General features: G+C 73.0%; 27 protein-coding genes. 16 read left to right on the top strand and 11 right to left on the bottom strand.

What is annotated here, in order from left to right:
- The first annotated feature begins 93 nt into the window (after positions 1-93).
- Entirely contained in the window at positions 94-270 is a 177-nt protein-coding gene (locus tag N869_RS17230; protein ID WP_156968310.1) for a hypothetical protein, read from the top strand.
- Positions 267-656: an ATP-binding protein gene (locus N869_RS02865; RefSeq protein WP_052104895.1), complete on the top strand. Its 390-nt coding sequence runs from the start codon at positions 267-269 to the stop codon at positions 654-656. The genes N869_RS17230 and N869_RS02865 overlap by 4 nt, the downstream gene beginning before the upstream one ends.
- 50 nt (positions 657-706) lie before the next feature.
- Here N869_RS02865 and N869_RS16355 read toward each other — a convergent pair whose 3' ends face one another.
- Complete coding sequence (locus N869_RS16355) at positions 707-1,147, bottom strand: helix-turn-helix domain-containing protein (protein WP_156968309.1); 441 nt, start codon at positions 1,145-1,147, stop codon at positions 707-709.
- 62 nt (positions 1,148-1,209) lie between these two features.
- On the opposite strand from N869_RS16355, the gene N869_RS02855 reads away from it, so the two are divergent.
- The 3 genes from N869_RS02855 to moaA are packed head-to-tail and all read left to right on the top strand — an operon-like array spanning position 1,210 to position 3,124.
- Positions 1,210-1,722, top strand: coding sequence for a MogA/MoaB family molybdenum cofactor biosynthesis protein (locus N869_RS02855; protein WP_052104893.1), 513 nt, complete (start codon positions 1,210-1,212; stop codon positions 1,720-1,722).
- Positions 1,719-2,132 (top strand): molybdenum cofactor biosynthesis protein MoaE, encoded by a 414-nt coding sequence (locus N869_RS02850; RefSeq protein WP_035057534.1) that lies wholly within the window; start codon positions 1,719-1,721, stop codon positions 2,130-2,132. The genes N869_RS02855 and N869_RS02850 overlap by 4 nt, the downstream gene beginning before the upstream one ends.
- An 11-nt stretch (positions 2,133-2,143) precedes the next feature.
- Positions 2,144-3,124 carry a GTP 3',8-cyclase MoaA gene (gene moaA, locus N869_RS02845; RefSeq protein ID WP_035057583.1) on the top strand — a complete coding sequence of 327 codons (981 nt, stop codon included), beginning with the start codon at positions 2,144-2,146 and terminating at the stop codon, positions 3,122-3,124.
- 6 nt (positions 3,125-3,130) lie between these two features.
- Here moaA and N869_RS18705 read toward each other — a convergent pair whose 3' ends face one another.
- Positions 3,131-3,265, bottom strand: coding sequence for a hypothetical protein (locus N869_RS18705; RefSeq protein WP_269545857.1), 135 nt, complete (start codon positions 3,263-3,265; stop codon positions 3,131-3,133).
- A gap of 82 nt (positions 3,266-3,347) precedes the next feature.
- On the opposite strand from N869_RS18705, the gene N869_RS02840 reads away from it, so the two are divergent.
- The gene (locus tag N869_RS02840; protein ID WP_052104892.1) at positions 3,348-4,295 is read left to right on the top strand and encodes a methylenetetrahydrofolate reductase; all 948 of its coding nucleotides are present in this window, start codon (positions 3,348-3,350) and stop codon (positions 4,293-4,295) included.
- A gap of 9 nt (positions 4,296-4,304) precedes the next feature.
- Here the strand turns inward: N869_RS02840 and N869_RS02835 are convergent, their stop codons facing one another.
- The 8 genes from N869_RS02835 to N869_RS17220 all read right to left on the bottom strand — a co-directional run bounded on the left by N869_RS02835 (position 4,305) and on the right by N869_RS17220 (position 8,533).
- Positions 4,305-4,544, bottom strand: a complete 240-nt coding sequence (locus N869_RS02835; protein ID WP_035057577.1) for a MoaD/ThiS family protein — start codon at positions 4,542-4,544, stop codon at positions 4,305-4,307.
- Positions 4,541-4,837 (bottom strand): DUF6457 domain-containing protein, encoded by a 297-nt coding sequence (locus N869_RS02830; protein ID WP_198025936.1) that lies wholly within the window; start codon positions 4,835-4,837, stop codon positions 4,541-4,543. The genes N869_RS02835 and N869_RS02830 overlap by 4 nt, the downstream gene beginning before the upstream one ends.
- Entirely contained in the window at positions 4,834-5,481 is a 648-nt protein-coding gene (gene mobA / locus N869_RS02825; RefSeq protein WP_232229584.1) for a molybdenum cofactor guanylyltransferase, read from the bottom strand. The genes N869_RS02830 and mobA overlap by 4 nt, the downstream gene beginning before the upstream one ends.
- Entirely contained in the window at positions 5,478-5,981 is a 504-nt protein-coding gene (gene moaC, locus N869_RS02820; protein WP_052104891.1) for a cyclic pyranopterin monophosphate synthase MoaC, read from the bottom strand. The genes mobA and moaC overlap by 4 nt, the downstream gene beginning before the upstream one ends.
- A complete protein-coding gene (locus N869_RS02815) occupies positions 5,978-7,195 on the bottom strand; it encodes a molybdopterin molybdotransferase MoeA (protein ID WP_035057563.1) in 1,218 nt (405 codons plus the stop codon). The genes moaC and N869_RS02815 overlap by 4 nt, the downstream gene beginning before the upstream one ends.
- A gap of 510 nt (positions 7,196-7,705) precedes the next feature.
- Entirely contained in the window at positions 7,706-8,041 is a 336-nt protein-coding gene (locus tag N869_RS18850) for a type II toxin-antitoxin system PemK/MazF family toxin (RefSeq protein ID WP_035057528.1), read from the bottom strand.
- Positions 8,038-8,277, bottom strand: a complete 240-nt coding sequence (locus tag N869_RS02805; protein ID WP_156968307.1) for a hypothetical protein — start codon at positions 8,275-8,277, stop codon at positions 8,038-8,040. Before N869_RS02805 ends, N869_RS18850 begins: the two co-directional genes overlap by 4 nt.
- Positions 8,278-8,365: 88 nt before the next feature.
- On the bottom strand, positions 8,366-8,533 hold the full coding sequence (locus N869_RS17220; protein ID WP_198025935.1) for a hypothetical protein: 168 nt from the start codon (positions 8,531-8,533) through the stop codon (positions 8,366-8,368).
- 529 nt (positions 8,534-9,062) lie between these two features.
- Here N869_RS17220 and N869_RS02800 point away from each other — a divergent pair.
- The 9 genes from N869_RS02800 to N869_RS02760 all read left to right on the top strand — a co-directional run bounded on the left by N869_RS02800 (position 9,063) and on the right by N869_RS02760 (position 18,786).
- The gene (locus N869_RS02800; protein ID WP_035057522.1) at positions 9,063-10,439 is read left to right on the top strand and encodes an MFS transporter; all 1,377 of its coding nucleotides are present in this window, start codon (positions 9,063-9,065) and stop codon (positions 10,437-10,439) included.
- Positions 10,439-12,610 carry a molybdopterin oxidoreductase family protein gene (locus N869_RS02795; protein WP_052104890.1) on the top strand — a complete coding sequence of 724 codons (2,172 nt, stop codon included), beginning with the start codon at positions 10,439-10,441 and terminating at the stop codon, positions 12,608-12,610. Before N869_RS02800 ends, N869_RS02795 begins: the two co-directional genes overlap by 1 nt.
- Positions 12,607-14,112 (top strand): FAD-dependent oxidoreductase, encoded by a 1,506-nt coding sequence (locus tag N869_RS02790; protein WP_052104889.1) that lies wholly within the window; start codon positions 12,607-12,609, stop codon positions 14,110-14,112. The genes N869_RS02795 and N869_RS02790 overlap by 4 nt, the downstream gene beginning before the upstream one ends.
- A gap of 47 nt (positions 14,113-14,159) precedes the next feature.
- Positions 14,160-14,417, top strand: a complete 258-nt coding sequence (locus N869_RS02785) for a type II toxin-antitoxin system Phd/YefM family antitoxin (protein WP_035057519.1) — start codon at positions 14,160-14,162, stop codon at positions 14,415-14,417.
- A complete protein-coding gene (locus N869_RS02780; RefSeq protein ID WP_035057517.1) occupies positions 14,414-14,806 on the top strand; it encodes a type II toxin-antitoxin system VapC family toxin in 393 nt (130 codons plus the stop codon). The genes N869_RS02785 and N869_RS02780 overlap by 4 nt, the downstream gene beginning before the upstream one ends.
- 36 nt (positions 14,807-14,842) lie before the next feature.
- A complete protein-coding gene (locus N869_RS02775) occupies positions 14,843-15,361 on the top strand; it encodes a DUF421 domain-containing protein (RefSeq protein WP_035057514.1) in 519 nt (172 codons plus the stop codon).
- Between the two features lie 31 nt (positions 15,362-15,392).
- Entirely contained in the window at positions 15,393-16,226 is an 834-nt protein-coding gene (locus tag N869_RS02770) for an undecaprenyl-diphosphate phosphatase (protein ID WP_035057509.1), read from the top strand.
- A 530-nt stretch (positions 16,227-16,756) separates the two neighbouring features.
- A complete protein-coding gene (locus tag N869_RS02765) occupies positions 16,757-17,665 on the top strand; it encodes a glycosyltransferase (RefSeq protein WP_052104888.1) in 909 nt (302 codons plus the stop codon).
- Positions 17,662-18,786: a glycosyltransferase gene (locus tag N869_RS02760; protein ID WP_052104887.1), complete on the top strand. Its 1,125-nt coding sequence runs from the start codon at positions 17,662-17,664 to the stop codon at positions 18,784-18,786. Before N869_RS02765 ends, N869_RS02760 begins: the two co-directional genes overlap by 4 nt.
- A 5-nt stretch (positions 18,787-18,791) precedes the next feature.
- Here the strand turns inward: N869_RS02760 and N869_RS02755 are convergent, their stop codons facing one another.
- A complete protein-coding gene (locus N869_RS02755) occupies positions 18,792-19,886 on the bottom strand; it encodes a hypothetical protein (RefSeq protein ID WP_156968305.1) in 1,095 nt (364 codons plus the stop codon).
- 133 nt (positions 19,887-20,019) lie between these two features.
- On the opposite strand from N869_RS02755, the gene N869_RS02750 reads away from it, so the two are divergent.
- The coding region (locus N869_RS02750) for a thioredoxin domain-containing protein (RefSeq protein WP_035057504.1) at positions 20,020-21,833 on the top strand (1,814 nt) is incomplete at its 3' end.

Here is a 21,833-nt window from a genome sequence, read left to right as displayed (position 1 = left end):
CACCGGTCTGTCAGGAGTGTGGTCCGGGCCGTGCGGTCCGCCCCGGACGGGTCTAGCCTCAAGGGGCCCAGCACTCGCGACGAGGGAGGTGCCGTGAGCGACTCGACCACGGGGTTCGACGCGGCAGTGATCGCGGTCGGCGCAGGCGCAGACCCCCAGGACGAGGCCCGGATCGTGTGCGGGCAGCTCACCGGCGGCGCACGGCCGGAGCTGCTGCCGACACCGCTCCCGCGCACGAGCCCCGCGGACGTCAGGACCGCACCGCGATGAGGGCACAGGCGACGCGAGCCCTCAGGATCGTCCCGCGGCACGGCTCGCTCCCGCGCGCCCGGCACTGGGTGCGGGACCACGCACGCCGGTCGGGGATCCCGTCGGCGGCCGTCGGGATCGTCGAGCTGCTCACCAGCGAGCTGGTCGCCAACGCCCTGACCCACGGCCCCGAGGCGGCGGTGGACGTGCAGGTCAGCGGTGACCGCACCAGCTTCACGGTGCGGGTCACCGACGGCGACACCACCCCACCGGTGGTACGCAGCACCGGCCCCGAGGTGCCGGGAGGCCAGGGCATGCGCCTGGTCGCGCGGCTGGCCAGCACGTGGGGCGTGGACGTGCACGAGCGGACCGGCAAGACCGTGTGGTTCACGGTCGTCGCACGCTGACCCCCACGCACCCCGGGCGGTGAGCCCTCAGCGACGGCCCACGCACCAGGTCACGGCACCGCGCGCGTGACGTCCACCTCAGCGTTCAGGCGCAGCTCGTCGAAGTGCGTCTCCAGGGCGGCGAGCTGGTTGAGGACCCGCCCGCGGTCGTCCGCGACGGGTGCCCCACCGTCACCGGCCAGGTGCGCCAGGGTCACCTCGCGCAGGTGCGCACGGAACCGCTCCTCGAAGTCACCACCGGCCTCGCGGGCGACCGAGGCGTACAGCACCCGGGGTCGGCCCCGGGTGGCCCGGTGCTCGATGCTGCGGGTCACGAAGCCCGCCTCCACCAGCCGTTCCAGGTGCTCACGGGCCGTGTTGACGTGGACGCCGGCCTCCTCGGCCATGTCCTCCACACCCAACGGCACCTCGGACCGCTGCAACGCGTGCAGCATGACCAGGCGACTCTCGGAGGCCAGGGCCCGGAACGGGGACGTCCTACGCTGGGGCACGCGCCGATTATCAACGGCGAACACCGTCGCAACATGGGACGTTCGGTCGGTACGGTGGCTCGGTGACCACACCCGGGGGCCACGGTCCGGCACGACGGGCGACGGTGATCGTTGCCTCCGACCGCTGCGCCCAGGGACTCGTCGAGGACAGGTCTGGGCCCCGCGCGCGCGACACGCTCGAGCCGCTCGGCTTCACCGTGGACGTGGTCGTGGTCCCGGACGGCGTCGACACCGTGCGCCAGGCCCTCGAGCAGGCGATCGACCGCGGTGCAACCGTTGTGGTGACGTCGGGGGGAACCGGGGTCGGCCCCCGTGACCTCACCCCCGAGGCCACCGCCCCGCTGCTGGCCGTGGAGCTGCCCGGCATCGCCGAGGCCCTGCGCCGTCACGGCGAGCGGCACGTCGCGACCGCGGTCCTGTCCCGGGGGCTCGCCGGCCTCGCCGACGGACCCCACGGCAGGGTCGTGGTGGTGAACCTGCCCGGCAGCCCGGCGGGGGTCGAGCAGGGCATGGACGTCCTGCGGCCGCTGCTCCCCCACCTGCTGCACCAGCTCGACGGAGGTGACCACCGGTGATCGCACGCCTGACCACCGACCCGCTCGACCCGGCCGAGCACCTGGCCGCGGTGGCCCACCCGGCCGCCGGCGCGGTCGCCACGTTCCTGGGCCAGGTGCGCGACCACGACCCGGCCGTCGAGGGGCAGGTCAGCGCCCTGGAGTACAGCGCCCACCCCGACGCCCGGACGATGCTGCACGACGTCGCCAACCGCCACGCCCAGGTCGAGGGGGTGCTGGGGGTCGCGATCAGCCACCGCACCGGGCACCTGCCCGTGGGGGACGTCGCCGTGGTGGCCGCCGTCGCGACCGCGCACCGGGCCCTGGCGTTCGAGGTGTGCGCCCGCCTGGTCGAGGACGTCAAGGCCGAGGTTCCGATCTGGAAGAAGGAGATCCTCACCACCGGCGAGCACGTGTGGGTGGGGCTGTGACGGGGGTGCCGATGCTGCAGGACTCGTTCGGACGGGTCCACCGCGACCTACGGATCTCGCTCACCGACAGGTGCTCCCTGCGGTGCACCTACTGCATGCCCGCCGAGGGCGTGCCGTGGTTGACCAGCGACCGCATGCTCTCCACCCACGAGATCGTGCGCCTGGCCGGTGTGGCGGTGAGCCTGGGCGTCGACGAGATCCGCCTCACCGGCGGGGAGCCCCTGCTGCGCCCTGACGTCGTGGACGTGGTGCGGGCCCTGGCCTCGCTTCCCGGTGGACCGGAGATCTCCCTCACCACCAACGCCCTGCGCCTGCCCGAGCTCGCCGGCCCCCTGAAGGACGCCGGGTTGGCCCGGGTCAACATCAGCATCGACACCCTGGACCGTGAACGGTTCGCCAAGCTGACCCGACGGGACCGGTTGCCGCAGACCCTCGCCGGGATCGCCGCCGCGGACGCCGTCGGCCTGCACCCCGTCAAGCTCAACGCCGTGGCGATGCGCGGGGTGAACGACGACGAGGTCGTGGACCTCGTACGGTTCGCCGTGGACCGCGGGTACGAGATGAGGTTCATCGAGCAGATGCCACTGGACGCCGGGCACACCTGGGACCGCACCCAGATGGTCACCCAGGCCGAGATCCTGGCGTCCCTGCGCACCGAGTTCGACCTGACCGAGATCCCCGGGCGCGGTGCCGCGCCCGCCGAACGCTGGTACGTCAACGGCGGGCCCCGGACCGTGGGCGTGATCGCCTCGGTCACCGCACCGTTCTGCGGGGCGTGCGACCGGGTGCGGCTGACCGCCGACGGCCAGCTGCGGGCCTGCCTGTTCGCCCGCACCGAGACCGACCTGCGCACCCTCATGCGCGACGGAGCCGACGACGAGACCCTCGCGAACGCGTTCCGCAGCTGCCTCGCCGGCAAGAAGCCGGGCCACGACATCGACGACCCCACGTTCCTGCAACCCGACCGGCCCATGAACGCCATCGGCGGCTGACACGCCCTACCGACGGGCGTCGGCGAACGCCGGGTAGGGCGGCAGGGCGAGGAGCAGGTCCACCAGGTCCCACCCCAGGGCAGCCGAAGCGAACCGATGGGCGCACTCGGCACCGCTCCCGAGGATCGAGTCGTCCGGCACACAGCAGAGCATTGCACGGCGCCGTCACGCACAGGCGTGGACCGGCCGGGGTGCGGCAGCACCGCTGGGGTACGTTCGTCGGGTGGACCTGCGGACGCACATCCTGGGACGTTCCGGCGAGCTCCTCTTCTTCGCCGTGACGCCGCCCCGGGCGACCACACCGCCGGCGAGGATCCAGGAGATCGCGGACGCCACCGCTGCGCGCCTCCAGCCGCTGGAGATCGACGGCCTCGTCCTCTACGACATCGACGAGGAGAGCGACCGGAACCCCGAGGAACGGCCCTTCCCGTTCCTGCCGACGATCGACCCGGCCGACTACCTGGCGCAGCACCTGCGAGACGTCCCCGCACCGGTCATCGTCTACCGGTCCGTCGGCAAGTACGACAGGCCGGCGCTCGAGGCGTGGCTGCGCGCCCAGGACGCCCGGCGGACGTCGACCGTCTTCGTCGGTGCGTCCTCCCGGGAGACACCGGTGAAGACGACCCTGGTCGACGCGCAGGCGATGCGGGCCGAGATCCGGCCCGAGCTCCTGCTCGGCGGCGTCGCCATCCCCGAGCGTCACACCCGCAACGGGCAGGAGCACGCACGGCTGCTCGCGAAGCAGGCCGCAGGGTGCTCGTTCTTCGTCACCCAGGTCGTCTACGACGCCAACGCCGCGAAGAACCTCGTCTCGGACTACTACTACGAGTGCGCGGCGCGTCCCGGTGTCTCTCCAGCACACGTCGTCTTCACGCTCTCGGTGTGCGGATCGGTCAAGACCATGCGGTTCCTCAACTGGTTGGGCGTCGACCTACCGCGCTGGCTCGAGAACGAGCTGGTGCACGCCGACGACACCCTCCAGGCGTCGCTCGACCACGCCCTGGCCATCGCGACCGACCTGATCGCCTACTGCCGAGGGCTCGGCATCCCGTTCGGCTTCAACGTCGAGAGCGTCTCGAACCGCCGCGACGAGATCGACGCCTCCGTCGCCCTCGCGGCCGACCTCAAGACACTGCTCCGGCGGCCCGAGGGCCACGACTCGACGCGCTGAGCGGCGGCGTCAGCCCCCGGCGAACGGTGGGAGGACGTCGACCGTCGCACCGGACGGGACGGGCGCGTGGGGGTCGGCCGAGCGGACGCCGTCCACGAGCACCGAGCACCTGGCCCACACGTCCTCCAGCTGGTCCCCGTGGCGGGACACCGCTGCACGTCGCGCCTCGGCGACGGACGCCGCCTCGAGCGGCTCGCTGTCCGTCCCGGCGGCCTCGGCGGCGGCAGCGAAGTAGCGGACGGTGATCACGAGGGGGTCCTCCACTGCTCGAGCAGCCGGTTCACGTGCGCGGACACCCGGTCGAACGCCTCACGGTCTCCCGCCCCGGCCCCCACCGCGATGCCCGTCAGGTAGGAGGTCAACGGCACTGCGGGGCGTGCCACCCCGTGGGCGGTCTCGCGCGCGAGGTCAAGGACCGCCTCGACGTCGACCGCGTCCGGGTGGACTCCCAGCTCGTCGGCCAGGTGCGCCACCCACCGGTACAGGTCACCGCCCACCGGCTGGTGACCACCACTGCTCGTCGCAGGACCCTCAGCGTTCACGACACCCCTTCACGGTTCATGGTGGAGGCCAGCTGCTCGACAGCCTCCCACGTGTCCGCGTCAGCCGTGACACCGTCGGCGTCCTGGACCGTCACCAACCGCAACCGGCCCACCAGTCGGCGCACCGCCACCCCGTGCACACCGCCCTCGGCGTGCAACGCGTCCAGGGCCGCCACCAACGGCGCCCTCCGGTACAGCCCCACCAGGGGCTGGTGCCGCCCGTCGGCCACCATCACCCCCCCGTCGGCGTCGCCCGCCGCACCGACCGCGTCCACCAGGGCGGGGACGGCCCGTGCCGCGCGCGGCACGTCGCACGCCAGCAGCAGCACCCACGGCGCGCCGGTGCGCCGGACTGCGGCGTCGACACCGGCGACGGGACCGCCCAGGGGCGGGTCCTCCATGACCGTCACCACACCCTCACGCGCCAGGTGGTCCGGACCGGCGACCACCACACGGGCCGCGCCGGTGGTCGCCACCAGGACGTGGTCCAGCAGGCTCCGTCCGGCGACCTCCACGTCAGGTTTGCTCACACCCCCCAGGCGGCGCCCCTCACCGCCGGCGAGCACCACCGCGTCCACCGGGTCCCCGGCCACGACCAGCGGCCCCGCACCAGAGCGGGGCGTCGCGGGCGACGGGGTGGTCACGGTCGGGTCCAGTCCCCCGAGCGCCCGCCCGACTTCGCAGTCACGCGCACGTGCTCGATGGACGCGGTGCGATCCATGCCCTTGACCATGTCGACCACGGCCAGGGCAGTCACCGTCACCGCCGTCAACGCCTCCATCTCCACACCGGTGCGGTCGGCCGTGCGGACCGTCGCGGTGACGTCCACCCCGTGGTCGGTGACGTCCAGGTCGACCGTCACCCCGTGCACCCCGATGACGTGCGCCAGGGGCAGCAGGTCGGGGGTGCGCTTGGCGGCGGCGATGCCCGCCACCCGCGCGACCGCCATGACGTCACCCTTGGGGACGGTTCCCGAGCGCAGGGCCTCCACGACGTGCTCCGCGCACCGGACGGTGCCCTTCGCGGTGGCCTGCCGGACCGTGGGGGTCTTGGCGGTGACATCGACCATGCGGGCGTGACCGGCGTGGTCCAGGTGCGTGAACGGCTGCCCACCGGTGGGCGCAGGTGGTGCCTGCTCTGTCATGACGTGGTCCTCATGACCGTCAGCCTGTCACCGGGCAGCACCTGCTCGGTAGTCGCCGGGACCACCGCCAGGCCCTCGGCCCGCGCCAGGCCCGCCACCAGGTGCGACCCCGAACCGCCCGCCACGGCCCGGTGGGCCTCCAGCCGGGTGCCGGTCTGCACCAGGGTCACGGGCATCAGCTGGGTGCGGCCCGCAGGGGTGCGCCAGTGCTCCGCGGCGACCGCCGTCACCTGGGGCCGGTCCAGGTCGCGGGCACCCCGCAACCGCATGATCGCCGGGCGGACGAACACCTCGAACGTCACGTGGGCGCTCACCGGGTTGCCCGGCAGGCACAGCACCGGTGTGCCGCCCGCCAACCGGCCCAGACCCTGGGGCTTGCCCGGTTGCATGGCGACACGCACGAACTCCACACCGGGAGAGTCCGCGAGCGCCTGCTTGACGACGTCGTAGGCCCCCACGCTCACCCCGCCGGAGGTGAGGATCAGGTCGGCGTCGCCGTCGTGGGCCTCCAGGACGGCCGCCAGGACGGCCGGGTCGTCCGGCACGGCCCCCACCCGCACCACGGTGCACCCGGCGCGGTGGGCCGCGGCGGCCAGGAGAACCGAGTTGGAGTCGGGGATCTGCCCGTGGGCGGGTTCGGCACCGACGGGGACCAGCTCGGTGCCGGTGGAGATCACGACCGCGCGTGGCCGACGGTGCACGGTCAGGACGCTCTGCCCGACGGACACCGCGGCGGCCATCTCGGCCGGTCCCAGGAACGTCCCGGCTGTCAGGACCACGTCCCCGGGGTTGACGTCCTCCCCAGCCCGGCGGATGTGCGCACCGAGGACGGGGGCCGTGGTGATCGTGACGTGCTCGGTGCCGCCGTCGGTGTGCTCCACCGGGACGACCGAGTCGACCCCCGCCGGCACGGGCGCGCCGGTCATGATCCGCACCGCGGTCCCCGGGGCGACGGGGGTGTCGTGGCTGGTGCCCGCGGCGATGTCGGCGACGACGGGCAACGTCACCGGTGTGCCGGGGCCGGCGGCCGCCGTGTCGGCGTGGTGGACGGCGTACCCGTCCATGGCCGAGTTGTCCCACCGGGGCAGGGTGCAGGTGGCGACCACGTCGACGGCCAGGACGTCGCCCAGTGCCTCCAGGACGTGCCGGGACTCGGTCGGGACGGGTGTGACCAGGTCCAGGACCGCGGACCGGTGCTCGATGACGGGACGCACGACGCCGCTCAGCCGCACCCGCCGGGCCGTGTCTCGGTGGTCTCGGTGGTCTCGGTCATGGGGTCCTCCTGTGGGGTGGGTGAGCAGCGGGGCCGGACGGCCCCACCCCCGTGCGGCTGCACCGGGGCCAGGTTAGTGGGACGGGTGGGGCGGTTCGCCCGGGGGCGGTCACCGGTCGACCGCCCGCAGGACGCCGTGGGCGCCGCGCTCGGCGTCGGGACTCTCAGCCGTGATCTTGTCAATGTCAGCCACGCCGGACGGTTCACCCAGGGGCAGCTCGGACTGCACGAGCAGCAGCTCGTGGTCACGTCCGGCAGGTCCGAGGGTTCATGACGACGACGCCGAACATCCCCGCGACCAGGGCTGCCACACCCGGTGCGAGGAGCAGGAGACGCGAGCCCTCTTGCGCGCCTCCCACAGGAGAAACTGCGCGACCGGCGACCGGCGACCGGGACCCAGGTCCCCGCAGCCCTCACGAGCGGGGTCACGCGGGACGGTGCACGGTCGCGCTCACCCGAGACCGAGGAGCCGACGGGTGACGACCTCCACCTTGAGCAGGGCGACGTCCCCGACCGCCCCGAATCGACGCTGGAGTCTGGTCGGTGACACCGCCCTCAGGTCTTCGCACTTGATGTAGCTGGTTGCCGTCAGCCCTGAGGACCCTGGTTCGACCTCGACGTGGGTCGGACTTCCCCTGTGCGTCCGGGTGAGCGGGACGACCGAGACGACGGGCGGCTGGGAGTCGAGCCACGGTTGAGCAGACAGGACCAGCACGGGCCGCACGAGAGCCTGCTCATGACCTACTGGATCACCCAGATCCGCAAGATAGATCTCTCCTCGCCTCACCAGCCGTCGGCCCCGAGCGCGTCGTCGCCCCTGTCGGCGAGGCCGTCGCCCAGTGCGACAGACGCCAGCCGATCGCCGGCACCGCCCGCATTGGTGGTGCGCACTGCCTCCCAGAACTCGCGCTCCTCGGTCTCGTCCAGCGCACGTTCCAACGCCTTCGCGAGCGTGGTCTGGTCGTGCCGCGCCCTCGCAGCGAGCCGATCCCGAAGGTGGCGGGGCACCTTGATGGTGGTCATGGTCGACATACTGCGGAGTATACCGGTGGGGCATACGCAGAGGAAGGCTCTCGGGCAGATGCAGCAGCCATGACCTGGGGCCCCGCGATCATCGGCGCGGCGACGCGGCGACAGCACCCACGGAGTCCTCGGGCTCCTCGATGCGACCGCGGAGTCCCGGGGAGTGGTCGCGCATCGTGCGGTGCACGGTCACGTGCATCCAGATCGACGAGACCAGGGTGAGGACGAACAGGATCAGGAACGCCGACTGCGGCATTCCGGTCCAGGCCTGCACGCAGGCGGACATCGGTGGCAGGAAGGACCCGCCCAGCGCGCCCAGGGTGCCGACCAGCCCCCGACGGCGCCGACGTCGGCCGGGTACGCACCGAACACCACCCCGTAGTACCGGCTGAACTGCCACACGCGGACGTCCCGCAACGGGGTGAGCATCTCCTTCAAGGGGCGGCCCCTGCCCGGGGTGCGGTCCTGAACAGGTGTGAGCCGCTAGATCGCCACCGTCGTGACGACCAGCAGCAGCGTGTACGCGACGGCGGTGTCGTGGGTCACGGCGCCACGCTGGCCACGACACCCGGGAGGAGCGCGCCGAAGGGCCGTGACAAACGCTCGTGGGAGCATCGCCCCTGGTCCGCCGCGATCTCACGGTCACCCGCACCCGGGCGTGCGGACATGGTTCCACGGCGGTAACCGCCAGACGTCATGACCGAAACGCCATCTTCCTAGCGTCATGACATCGACAGGCCCGCACGGGCCCGCACCCGCACCCGCACCCGCACCAGGGGGACCCGATGTCTGCAGCCGTCAGCACCACACCACCACCGAGCCCGCAGGGCGCCGGGCCCGCCACCGAGACCGACGTCGTCGTCCGTCGACGTGGACGCTGGATCGACCACTGGGACCCCGAGGACCCCAGCTTCTGGGAGAACGGCGGGCGGCGCACCGCACGCCGCAACCTCTTCCCGTCGATCTTCGCCGAGTTCCTCGGGTTCGCCGTCTGGGCGTCCTGGAGCATCGTCGTGCCCCAGCTCGCGGCCGTCGGGTTCGCCCTGACCGTCGACCAGCAGTTCTGGCTCATCGCCATCCCCGCCCTGGTGGGCGCCACCCTGCGCATCCCCTACACGTTCGCCGTGCCCCTGTTCGGGGGGCGCAACTGGACGATCATCTCCGCGCTGCTCCTGCTGCTCCCTGCGAGCGCGCTGGCCTACGTCGTCACCGACCCGACCACCCCGTTCTGGATGCTGCTCGGCGTCGCCGCGCTCGCCGGCCTCGGTGGCGGGAACTTCGCCTCGTCCATGGCGAACATCTCGTTCTTCTACCCCGAGCGTGAGAAGGGCAAGGCCCTCGGGCTCAACGCCGCCGGCGGCAACCTCGGGACCGCCGCGGTCCAGTTCGCCGTGCCGCTCGTCATCGTCGCAGGAGCCGGCCTGGCCCTGGAGCGCGCCGGGCTCATGTTCATCCCGCTGATCCTGGCCGCCGCGGTGCTGGCATGGCGGCGCATGGACAACCTGTCCGGCGCCAGCGCCGACTACAAGTCCTTCGGCGCCGCCGTCCACAACCGGCACACCTGGATCATCTCGTTCCTGTACATCGGCACCTTCGGGTCGTTCATCGGCTACTCCGGGGTGTTCCCCACCCTGCTGCGCGGACAGTTCCCGGAGGTCACCCTCGCGATCGCGTTCCTCGGCGCCCTGGTCGGGTCCCTCGCCCGGCCCGGCGGCGGGGTGCTCGCCGACAAGCTGGGCGGGGCCCGCGTCACCATCGCCGCGTTCGTCGTCATGGCCCTGGGCGCGATCGGGGCCGTCGTCGCCCTCAACGTGCACAGCTTCTGGCTGTTCATGGGGTCGTTCCTGGTCCTGTTCGTCGCCACGGGCGTCGGCAACGGCTCCACCTACCGCATGATCCCCGCCGTGTTCCAGGTCGGCGCCACCACGGCCGAGCGTGCAGCACGGGCCCGCAAGGCCGCTGCCGGGTGCATCGGGATCGCCGGTGCCGTCGGCGCGTTCGGCGGGTTCCTGATCCCCCGCGGGTTCGCGGCGTCCGACGCGATGACCGGCTCGCTGACCACCGCGCTGTGGGGCTTCGTCGCCATGTACGCGGTCATGGGCGTGGTCACCTGGTGGGTGTACCAGCGGCGCACCTCGACCCTGGCGGCCGCGGGCATCTGATGACCGACACCCACTGCCCCTACTGCGCCCTGCAGTGCGCCATGACCCTCACCGGGCCCGACGACGCGGCCCGTGAGGTCGGCGCCCCGGTGACGGTCGCCGGGCGCCAGTTCCCCACCAACCGTGGCGGCCTGTGCCAGAAGGGGTGGACCAGCGCCCAGGTGCTGCGCACCCCCGACCGGATCACCGCACCGCTGGTCCGCGGGGACGACGGGGAGCTGCACACCACCACCTGGGACCACGCCCTGGACGTCGTCGAGGACGGCATCCGTCGGGCGTGGTCCCGGGGTGGGCGCGACAAGGTCGGGGTGTTCGGCGGTGGGGGTCTGACCAACGAGAAGGCCTACGCCCTGGGCAAGTTCGCCCGCGTCGCCCTGGGCACCCCCTTCATCGACTACAACGGGCGGTTCTGCATGGCCAGCGCCGCCGCCGGCGCCAACCGGGCGTTCGGCGTCGACCGCGGGCTCCCGTTCCCGCTCGCCGACGTCGGCGGGGCTCAGGCCGTGCTCGTGCTGGGCTCCAACCTGGCCGAGACGATGCCCCCGTCGACCGCGCACCTGGCCGGGGCGCGCGCCTCCGGCGGGCTCGTGGTCGTCGACCCGCGGCACTCCGCGAGCGCCGCCCTCACCGACGACGGGCACGGGGTGCACGTGCAACCGGTCCCCGGGACCGACCTGGTGGTGCTGCTCGCACTGCTGCACGTCGTGTGGGCCGAGGGCCTGGCCGACGAGGAGTACCTGGCCGCCCGGGCCACGGGCGCCGACCAGGTGCGACGCAGCGTCGCGGCCTGGTGGCCGGAGCGGGCCGAGCAGGTGTGCGGCGTGCCGGCCGCCCAGCTGCGGCAGGTGGCACGGCTGCTCGCCGACGCCGCACCCCACCGTGGCGGCGGTGGCGCGTACGTCCTGACCGGGCGGGGGGTGGAGCAGAGCACCCAGGGCACCGCGACCGTCACCGCGGCCATCAACCTCTCGCTCGCCCTGGGCCTGCCCGGGCGCGAGGGGTCCGGCTACGGGGCGATCACCGGTCAGGGCAACGGGCAGGGCGGGCGCGAGCACGGCCAGAAGTCCGACCAGCTGCCCGGCTACCGCAAGATCGACGACCCCGCCGCCCGTGAGCACGTGGCCGCCGTGTGGGGCGTGGACCCCGCCTCGCTCCCCGGGCCCGGTGTGCCTGCCGTCGAGCTGCTGCGACGCTGCGGCACAGCCGAGGGGCCCCAGGTGCTGCTCGTGCACGGGTGCAACCTGGTGGTGAGCGCCCCGGACGCCGACCGTGTCCGTGACCGGCTGGCGGCCCTGGACCTGCTGGTGGTGTGCGACTTCGTGCCGTCCGAGACCACGCGCCTGGCGGACGTCGTGCTGCCGGTGACCCAGTGGGCCGAGGAGAACGGGACCATGACGTCGCTGGAGGGACGGGTGATCCGTCGGCGCCCCGCGCTCGCACCACCGCCCGGGGTACGAACCGAGCTGGAGGTGCTGCACGACCTGGCCGTGAGGCTGGGCGTCGAGCACGGCTTCCCCACCGACGCGTCCGTGGTCTTCGACGAGCTCGCCCGCGCCAGCGCCGGCGGGGTCGCGGACTACAGCGGCCTGAGCCACCGTCGGCTGGACGAGGCCGAGGCCGCCGGCGAGGGACTCCACTGGCCGTGCCCCGCGACCCCCGACGCCCCGCACCCCGGCACCCCGCGGCTGTTCCTCGACCGGTTCCCCACCCCCGACGGGCGCGCCCGGATGGTGGCCGTGGACCACCTGGGACCCAGCGACGACCTGCGCCCCGACGCCCCGGTGTACCTCATCACCGGGCGGGTCCTGCAGCACTACCAGTCCGGCGCCCAGACCCGCCGGGTGCCGGCGCTCGCCGCCGCACAACCCGAGCCGTTCGTGGAGATCCACCCCCTGCTCGCCGACCGGATCGGCGTCCAGGACGGAGAGATGGTCCAGGTCACGTCCACCCGTGGGACCGCCACCGCCGTGGCGCACGTGACCGCCGCCGTCCGCCCGGAGGCCGTGTTCATGCCGTTCCACTGGGCCGGTGAGGGCAGCGCCAACCGCGTCACCACCGATGCGGTCGACCCCATCTCGGGCATGCCCGAGTTCAAGGTGTGCGCCGTGCAGGTGCGCGCCGTCCCCACGCAGGCACCCGCGCCTGCGCAGACGACGGAGGTGATGGCATGAACCGGCACGTGGTCGTGATCGGGCACGGGATGGTGGGGTCCAGGTTCGTCGAGGACCTCCTGAACCGGGCCCCCGACACCCACGTCACCGTGCTCGGTGAGGAGGGGTACGAGCCCTACAACCGGGTGCTCCTCAGCGAGGTGGTGGCCGGCAAGGTCGACGTCGCGTCCATCGCCCTGGGTCACGTCGCGCCCGGCGGCGCGCACGTACGGCCCGGGACCACGGCGCTGGCCGTCGACACCGGGGCCCGCACCGTCCGCACCAGCGACGGCGACGACGTCCCCTACGACGCCCTGGTCCTGGCGACCGGTGCCCGTGCCCGCATCCCCGAGGTGCCCGGCCTCATGCCACCGCCCGCCGGGGTGCACGCCCTGCGGACCCTGGACGACGCCCGTGAGATCGTCGCCGCCACCGTCAACCAGACCCGTGCGGTGGTGGTCGGTGGTGGGGTCCTGGGGTTGGAGGCGGCGTGCGGGCTCGCGCGGCGTGGCCTGGACGTCACCGTCGTGCACGTGGGCCCGCACGTCATGGACCGGCAGCTGGGCGACGAGGCCGCCGACGCCGTCATCCACGGCCTGACCAGGCTCGGGATCGCCCACCGCACCGGGACCACGTGCACCGAGGTGCTGCACGAGCCCGGCCCGGACGGTGGCGTGGCCCACGTCCGCGGGGTCCGTCTGGCCGACGGTGAGGAGCTGCCCGCCGGGCTGGTCGTCCTCACCGCGGGGACCGTGCCCGAGACGACCCTGGCGTCCCACGCCGGGATCGCGACCGACCGTGGCGTCCTCGTCGACGCCCACGGCCGCACCAGCGACCCCCACGTGCACGCCATCGGCGACTGCGCCCAACCGCCCGAGGGCGCCACCGGTCTGATCGCCCAGGGCTGGGAGCAGGCCAGGCGCCTGGCCGACCGGCTCGCCGGCACCGCCGTGCCGGTGGCGGAGGTGGCCACGCTGCCCGCTCCGCCCACCGACGTCGTGCGCGTCAAGGCCCACGGCCTGACCGTGGTCACCATGGGTGAGACCCGGCCCTCCGTGCCGCGCACCGGGTGCCGCACCGTCCGGCTCAGCGACCCCGAGGGTGGACGCCTGGTCGAGGTCGTCGTCGACGGTGAGCACGTGGTGGCCGCGACCTGCGTGGGGGCGCCCGAGGTCGCGGCCGACCTCACCACCACCTACACCCGGCGCACCCCCGCCCCGCGCGACCCGGCCCAGCTGCTGCTGCGGCGCATGGTCGGGGCCGGGGCCGGCCCCGAACCGTCCCCCACCCTGATGCCCGACCGCGCGACCGTGTGCCGGTGCAACGGGGTCACCAAGGGCGACATCGTGCAGAGCTGGCGCACCGGTGCCCGGTGCACCGAGGACGTCGCGCGCGCGACCCGCGCCACCACGGGGTGCGGCGGGTGCACCGACGCGGTGTGCGGCCTGGTCGACTGGCTCACACGCTCCGACCCGGGCCCCGCCGCGGTCCAGGACCGCGCACCCGACCCCGCGCACGCCTGAGTCGACCGGCACCGCCCGACGCGTTGCACATGTGCTACATTCCGGTCATGGAGAACATCGGGATTCGTGAGCTCCGGCAACGCGCCAGCGACGTCATCCGCGAGGTCGAGAGCGGTCGAGCCCTGACCGTGACGGTGAACGGACGCGCCGCCGCCAGGATCGTGCCGCTCGCCAGTCGTCAGTGGCGCACGTGGGACGAGGTGGGCACCCTCCTGGCCGGCCCGGGCGCACCCGATCTCCGACAGGAGCTCGCCGAGCTCGACCTCGCCACCGAGGTGGTCGACCCGTTCGACCGTCACGCATGAGGACGATCCTCGACACGAGCGTCCTGGTGGCAGGTGGAGTCGGCGAGGTCTCGGGTGAGCTCGCCATCAGTGCCGTCAGCCTCGCCGAGATCCACTTCGGGGTGCTCGTCGCCCGCAACGACGTCGACCGGGCCAGGAGGCTGCGCCTCCTGACAGAGCTGACCAGCCGGTTCGATCCCTTGCCCGTCGACGCGACGGTCGCATCGAGCTTCGGCCTGCTCGCCGCCGCGGTCAAGCACGCGGGCAGGCAGCCACGCCCACGGAGCATGGACCTCCTCATCGCTGCGACCGCCCACGCCCATGACGCCCGCCTCGCCACGCTGAACGCAGGCGACCTCGTCGGCACGACCGATCTGGTGGAGGTGGTGGACCTCTCAACGACGCGGTGAGGGGCGAGGAGTCCACCCCGGTGGTAGGCAGGGTGCATGTGGTTCGACACGTGGGGGGACCTCGCCCGGGTGCTGCTCGTGGGCTCCACGGCGTACGTCACCCTGCTGGTGCTGCTGCGGGTGCTGGGCAAACGGACCCTGGCCAAGCTCAACGCGTTCGACCTGGTCGTCACCGTGGCCCTCGGGTCGACCCTGGCCACGATCCTGCTCAACGCCGACGTGAGCTGGGCCGAGGGCGCGCTGGCGCTCGCACTCCTCGGTGGTCTCCAGCTGGCGGTGTCGTCGGTGACCGTCCGCGTGGACCGGGCGCGGTCCGTCGTCACCTCCCGGCCCCGGCTGGTGCTGCGGGACGGAGAACCGGACCACGAAGCGCTCCGCGCCCAGCGCCTGACCCTGGACGAGCTGCGCCAGGCCGTCCGCAGCTCCGGGGCCGGCGGTCTGGACCAGGTCGCCGCGGTCGTGCTGGAGAGCGACGGGTCCCTCAGCGTCATCACCGACCAGGGTGACGGACGAGCGATGGAAGGTGTGCAAGGGTGGGGGCCGCACCTCCCATGATCTGACGCCGACCGACACCGTACGGAGAACGATGACCTTCGACGTCGCGGCGCTCCTGGGCCTGGTCCAGGGCGTGTTCATGTTCGTCCCGGTCAGCTCCTCAAGCCACCTCGCCCTCACCCAGCACTGGCTCGAGGGACGTGGGGTCCCCGTGCCCCCACCCGACTCCCCCGAGGCGATCTTCGTCAACCTGGTCCTGCACGTCGGCACCCTGGTGTCGATCGGGATCGTCATGCGTGCCCGCCTGGCGAACCTGGCCACAGGGATCGTCAGCGAGCTGCGGACGCCGGCCGGCCAGGACCGGCCCGCCGTGCGCTTCGCCCTCATGATCATCCTGGGGACCGCGGTGACGGGGGTCCTCGGCCTCGGGATCAGGGAGATCGCCCCGTTCGCGCTCGGCAGCCCGACCGTCATCGCGATCATGCTCGTGCTCACCGGCGTCATCCTGTGGTGGACCGACAAGGCCCGCCCCGGGACCATCGAGAACCCCGGGGCCAAGGCCGCCATCGGAGTAGGGATCGCGCAGGCTCTCGCCCTGCTCCCCGGCCTCAGCCGCAGCGGGCTGACCATCGCCGCCGGCCTCGCCCTCGGCATGAAGCGCGCCCAGGCCGCCGAGTTCACGTTCATCCTCGCGATCCCCACCATCCTCGCCGCCACCCTCGTCCAGGCCCTCGACATCCTCGCCGTCCGCGAGCCGTACCAGATCCCTTGGGGCGCCCTCGGTGTCGGGTTCCTGGTCAGCGCCGCCTCCGGCACCGTCGCGCTGCTGCTCGTCCTGCGGCTGCTCTACGCCGCACGGTTCCGCGTCTTCTCGCTGTACGTCTGGGCCCTGGCCGCCGTCGTCCTCGCCCTCCAGGTCGCCTGACCCACCCCCCGCACCACCCCCGCGACCCACCACCCCCGACCGCGCCACCCCCGACCGCGCCACCCCTCCGGGGCCCGCTGCACTCCAGCGCCAGGACGAGTGGGACCGATCGGTGACGGAATCCGCAACAGATCGGTCCCACTCGTGCAGCCGGTGCCCGTCGATGACAGCTGGCGGAGCAGCGTGCGGGGGGTGGGGGTGGGGGGGTGGACGACCCGGCCCACCCCCGCACCGGGGCCGAGACCAGCGCAGACGGTCTTGTCAACGGTGCCGAACACAGTTATGTCTGTATTACAGGGAGCGCGCCAACCTCTGCGTCGGTCCAGCCAATGATACGCACTACGTCGCTGAAAAGCGGACACACCTCGCACGACGGGTGCGCTGGCGTGAACAATTGGTTTCGGGTGTTGCTGCGCCTATGACAGGCAGGCAGTATCGAGGTCGTGACCCTTGCGATCGCATCCTCTCGAAAGACGGCGTCCGATCGGTTGCCCGCATTCGTGGCGACGACCGGTGGGCACCTTGTCCAGATGAACCTGATGGCGCCGTTGCTCGAGCCGGAGCGGCACGAGGATGCGCTCTGGATCACCCACGCCTCACCCCAGAGCGAGAGCATGCTCGCGGGCCGCAACGTCATGTACGTCCCGCCCATCCACGCACGTGAGTGGCACAACGTCCTGCGTCGCACCCCCACGGTGCTCCACGCCCTGCGTCGGAACCGCGTCGACACCGTGTACAGCACCGGTGCAGCGCTCGCCCTCGCAGCGCTACCCGGCGCCACCCTGGTGGGAGCGCAACCCCGCTACATCGAGAGCCTCGCCAGATCGAGCGGCCCCTCACTGTCCGGGCGGGTGCTGGAACGTTTCCCGTGGGTCACCGTGAACACCCAGTACCCGCAGAACGCCAACGACCGGTGGCGCTACGAGCACAGCCTCCTCGACTCGTTCACCGCAGAGCGCGTCGAGGACGCACCGGCACCGCGCAAGATCTTCGTGACGCTCGGGACGGCACGCCCCTGGCAGTTCCGGCGCCTCGTGACCCGCATGCTCGACATCCTGCCTGCCGACACCGACGTCGTGTGGCAGACGGGTGTCACCGACGTCTCGGACCTGCCGATCGACGCGCGTCCGATGCTCTCGGACGCGGAGTTCCGCGCAGAGATCGAGCAGGCCGACGTCGTCGTCACCCACTCCGGGTGCGGCACGTTCATGCGGTGCCTGGCGGCCGGCCGGATCCCCGTCATGGTGCCGCGACGGGCCGCCCACCGCGAGCACGTGGACGACCACCAGGAGCAGATCGCCACCGTGGCCCAGTCACGTGGGCTGGCGATCATGCGGGAGGTGGACGAGCTGACCAATGCCGACCTGCAGCTCGCAGCAGCCAGACGGGCCCTGCCGGCACCGATCGTCCCCCGCCCGCGCCCCGGGAGCCGCTCATGACGTCCGCCCCCCACCGCTCCGAGCTCACGGCGGACATGCCGCCCAAGCCACGGGACTGGTCGGTGGTCCATGACTTCTGCTTCGACTTCGGCGGTGCCGAACGCGTCTCGGCGCTCCTCAGCCAGGAGGTCGCCGGCGACGGGCCTCTCATCTCCCTGGGCGGCGACCCCACCATGTTCTCGGACGCCGGCGTCGAGGAGGTCGTGATCCGCCACCCGCGCGCATTCCGGCCCGGCACCTACCGGCAGGCGTCGCTCGCGGCACCGCTCCTGTCACGGGCGACCGCGCCGATCGAGGGGAACCTGCTGGCCTCGTCCTACGCCTTCTCCCATCACATGCGCGCCACCGGCAAGAAGGTCGTGTACTGCCACACGCCTCTGCGTCAGGTGTGGAGCGGGGCCGAGATGTACACCAGCTCGGTCCCCGGCCCCGTGCGGGGTCTCGCGAACGGGGCGATGCGCCTTCTGCGGTCCCTGGACCGTCGCGCCGCGCACGAGGCATCGGTGTACGTCGCGAACAGCCACGCGGTCGCCGAGCGGGTGCGCCGGTACTACGGCATCCAGCCCGCGGCAGTCGCCCACCCCCCGTACGACGAGGCGTTCCACCCCCGGGCCCTGGCCCGCGAGGACGTGTACGTGTGGGTCGGCCGGATCGTCGAACCGTACAAGCGGCTCGAGCCCCTGCTCGAAGCGTTCCGACGCACCCCCGGACGCCGGTTGCTGGTCATCGGTGACGGTCGCGACGGTCCACGCCTGCGGATGGGCGCACCACCCAACGTCACGTTCCTCGGCCCCAGGACCACGCGCGAGATCGCCGAGGCGTACTGCACGGCCCGTGCAGTGCTCTTCCCCAGCGAGGACGACTTCGGGCTCGTCCCGGTGGAGGCGATGGCGTGCGGCACCCCCGTGATCGCCCTGGGCCGCGGCGGCGCGGTGGAGACCGTCGTGGACGGCGACACCGGGATCCTGTTCCCCGAGTCCGAGCCAGCCCACATCGTCGAGGCGATCGACCGGTTCGAGCGAACGTCCTGGGACGACCGGAGGATCACCACGCACGCCGCGCACAACTTCGGGCGCGAGGCGTTCGTCCGCACCATGCGGGACGTCCTCAACGCCGCGTGAGCAGCTCAGTCGCCGCTCACGTACCCCGGTGAGACGTAGTCGACACCGGCGACACCGTCAGGCACGAACGGACCGTCCGGCGGCGCACCGACCTCGACGCCGTCCCACCAGTTCTCGGGCTGGTCGTCCCGCCAGAGGACCGAGCCCCGCCGGGTGTCCTGCTGGGCGCGGTCCACCCACACGTCCTCGATCGTCATGGGCCAGCCGCGCTCGTCCCGCCACAGCAGGTAGCCGGCGTCCGGCGTGCCGGTGATGTCCACCCGGCGCAGGTGGAAGGCGTCGGGCTCGGGCTGGTCGCCGAACTCCTTGGGCAGCAGGAAGAAGCCTTGGTACTCGGTCGACCCGCTCAACCCGTCGACACGCAGCTCACGTGGCCCGGCCCACGTCTGGATGATGTCGGCGTGGTGCTCGGGGGGCCCCGCCCGCACGGTCTCGAAACGCAGGTTCTGCAGCTGGACGACGGCGCCCTGCCGTTGGTCGAGGTTGATCCCCTCGGCGAGCTCGGGGCCCGAGAACAGCACACCCTCGACGTGCACCACGCCCGTCTGGTCCTTGAGGTAGAGGCCACGCACGTCCGGGCCGGTCTGCCCTGGGCGGCTGATGTGGATCTCCCCCCCGATCATCACCACGTTGCGACCGCCGTTGAGCACCACGCCCCCCGGGACGTCGAGGGGCTCCGGGGGCAGCTCGATCACGTAGTCGCGATCAGGGTCGAGGTCCAGGCTCGCCCGCCCGGCGTCGACCTCGATCGTCTCCGGGTCCTCCAGCGGGGGCGGAGCCCAGGTCAGCGCCTCCTCGGCGACGGCGGGCACCGGCTCCGGAGCGTCGGGCGTCTCCGTAGGGACGGCGGGCTCCTCGGCGGCCCCGGCACCCTCCGGCCCGGACGGGGGCGGACCCGCGAGGTCCTCCTGGTCACGCCCGGTCACCAGCACCGCGACCAGCCCGACCACCGCGGCCACCGCGACACCCGAGGCGAGGAGCGCAGTGCGCCGCCACGCCTGCAGCGCGGCCTGGGTCACGGCCGCAGCGCCCCCGTCGGCCGGCTCGGCGTCCTGGTCGCTCGACGGCTGCTGGAACTCCACGTGCTGCGGTCGACTCACGCCCACTCCCCCTCGGCTCGTCCTGGTCCCGCCGCGACGGCCCCCAGGACCGGTCGGCGACGTACCGGACCCCACCAGGCTAGGCGCATCCCGCCCCACGTGCGCACACCGACCCACGTGCCACAGTGGAACGATGACGAACCGGCTCGCGACGTCCACGTCCCCGTACCTGCAGCAGCACGCCGGCAACCCCGTCGACTGGTACGAGTGGGGCGAGGAGGCGTTCGCCGCCGCGCGCGAGCGCGACGTGCCGCTGCTGATCTCCGTGGGGTACTCGGCGTGCCACTGGTGCCACGTGATGGCTCACGAGTCGTTCGAGGACGAGGCCACCGGGGCGTTCATGAACGAGCACTTCGTCAACGTCAAGGTCGACCGCGAGGAGCGGCCCGACGTCGACGCCGTGTACATGACGGCCACGCAGGCGATGACCGGTCAGGGCGGGTGGCCCATGACGGTGCTGGCCACCCCGGACGGCGAGCCGTTCTTCTGCGGGACGTACTTCCCTCCGCGTCCCGTGCAGGGCATGCCGTCGTTCCCGCAGGTCCTGGCGTCGGTGGCCGCGGCGTGGCGCACCCGTCGGGAGGAGGTCCTGGGCAGCGCCCGGACGATCCGCGACGCGCTCGCCTCCCCACGCCCTCAGGCGCTCCCGGAGGACGGGCCCGCCACCGCCGACCCCGAGGTCCCGGCGCGGGCGCTGGCCGAGCTCGCGCGGTCGTTTGACCCGACCGCCGGGGGGTTCGGCGGCGCCCCGAAGTTCCCGCCGTCGATGGTGTGCGAGTGGCTGCTGCGGCACGTGGCCCGCGTGGGCCGGGACGCGGCCCCGGAGGCCCTGACCATGGCCGAGCGGACGCTGGGGCAGATGGCCCGCGGGGGTCTTCGGGACCAGCTCGGCGGCGGGTTCGCCCGCTACTCGGTGGACGCGCAGTGGGTCGTGCCGCACTTCGAGAAGATGCTCTACGACAACGCGCTCCTGCTGCGCGTCTACACCCACTGGTGGCGCCTGACCGGGGACCGGCTCGCCCACGACGTCGTGACCTCGACGGCGGAGTGGATGCTCCGCGAGCTGCGCACCGCCGACGGCGGGATGGCGTCAGCCCTGGACGCCGACAGCCTCGACGCCCAGGGCGTGGCCCGTGAGGGGGCCTTCTACGTGTGGTCGCCCGAGCAGCTGCGTGACGTGCTCGGCCCCGAGGACGCCGCGTGGGCCGCGGACCTGCTCGAGGTCACCGGGGCGGGGACGTTCGAGCATGGGCTCTCGGTGCTGCAGATGCACCTGGACCTCACCGACGACGAGCGGCCACGGTGGGTCTCGGTGCGGGACCGTCTGCTGGCGTCACGGGAGGGCCGCGCCCGCCCCGCGCGTGACGACAAGGTCGTGGCGGGCTGGAACGGCATGGCCGTGGCGGCCCTCGCGGAGGCCGGCGCGCTGCTGGAGGTGAGGCACTGGGTGGACGCCGCGACCGAGGTGGCCGGGCTGGTGCTCAGGGTGCACCTGAAGGACGGGCGGTTGCGCCGCACGTCCCGGGACGGCGTCGTGGGAACCGCCCCGGGCGTGCTCGAGGACTACGCCCACATGGCCGACGGGTTGCTCGCCCTGTTCCAGGTCACCGGTGAGGACCGGTGGCTCACCGCCGCCGGAGACCTGCTGGAGACCGTCCTGACACGGTTCGGTGACGGCGCCGGGGGCTTCTACGACACCGCCGAGGACCAGACCGACCCCGTGGTCGCGGGGTTGCGTCGGCCCCGGGAGATCGGGGACGGCCCCACCCCTGCCGGTCAGCCCGCCGCTGCGGGTGCGCTGCTGACCTACGCGGCCCTGACCGGGTCCACCCGGCACCGTGAGGCCGCCCAGCAGGCACTGCGTGAGCCGTGGTCGGTGGCGGTGCGGGTCCCGCGAGCCGCCGGGTGGGCCCTGGCGGTCACCGAGGCGATGCTCGACGGCCCGCG

The organism is Cellulomonas bogoriensis 69B4 = DSM 16987 (assembly GCF_000767165.1).
In the GTDB taxonomy this organism is placed as follows: domain Bacteria; phylum Actinomycetota; class Actinomycetes; order Actinomycetales; family Cellulomonadaceae; genus Actinotalea; species Actinotalea bogoriensis.
The sequence above is the reverse complement of the archived record's forward strand: the minus strand, read 5'-3'. Positions and strand labels throughout refer to the sequence as shown.

Excerpts from the sequence above, each read along its gene's own strand:
- N869_RS02865 (WP_052104895.1), top strand. The coding sequence starts at position 267 with ATGAGGGCACAGGCGACGCGAGCCCTCAGGATCGTCCCGCGGCACGGC.
- moaA (WP_035057583.1), top strand. The coding sequence starts at position 2,144 with ATGCTGCAGGACTCGTTCGGACGGGTCCACCGCGACCTACGGATCTCG.
- N869_RS02805 (WP_156968307.1), bottom strand. The coding sequence starts at position 8,277 with ATGACCACCATCAAGGTGCCCCGCCACCTTCGGGATCGGCTCGCTGCG.
- N869_RS02775 (WP_035057514.1), top strand. The coding sequence starts at position 14,843 with ATGTGGTTCGACACGTGGGGGGACCTCGCCCGGGTGCTGCTCGTGGGC.
- N869_RS02785 (WP_035057519.1), top strand. The coding sequence starts at position 14,160 with ATGGAGAACATCGGGATTCGTGAGCTCCGGCAACGCGCCAGCGACGTC.
- N869_RS02765 (WP_052104888.1), top strand. The coding sequence starts at position 16,757 with ATGAACCTGATGGCGCCGTTGCTCGAGCCGGAGCGGCACGAGGATGCG.
- N869_RS02790 (WP_052104889.1), top strand. The coding sequence starts at position 12,607 with ATGAACCGGCACGTGGTCGTGATCGGGCACGGGATGGTGGGGTCCAGG.
- N869_RS02800 (WP_035057522.1), top strand. The coding sequence starts at position 9,063 with ATGTCTGCAGCCGTCAGCACCACACCACCACCGAGCCCGCAGGGCGCC.
- N869_RS02795 (WP_052104890.1), top strand. The coding sequence starts at position 10,439 with ATGACCGACACCCACTGCCCCTACTGCGCCCTGCAGTGCGCCATGACC.
- N869_RS02760 (WP_052104887.1), top strand. The coding sequence starts at position 17,662 with ATGACGTCCGCCCCCCACCGCTCCGAGCTCACGGCGGACATGCCGCCC.
- N869_RS02780 (WP_035057517.1), top strand. The coding sequence starts at position 14,414 with ATGAGGACGATCCTCGACACGAGCGTCCTGGTGGCAGGTGGAGTCGGC.
- N869_RS02770 (WP_035057509.1), top strand. The coding sequence starts at position 15,393 with ATGACCTTCGACGTCGCGGCGCTCCTGGGCCTGGTCCAGGGCGTGTTC.
- moaC (WP_052104891.1), bottom strand. The coding sequence starts at position 5,981 with ATGACAGAGCAGGCACCACCTGCGCCCACCGGTGGGCAGCCGTTCACG.
- N869_RS17220 (WP_198025935.1), bottom strand. The coding sequence starts at position 8,533 with ATGCCGCAGTCGGCGTTCCTGATCCTGTTCGTCCTCACCCTGGTCTCG.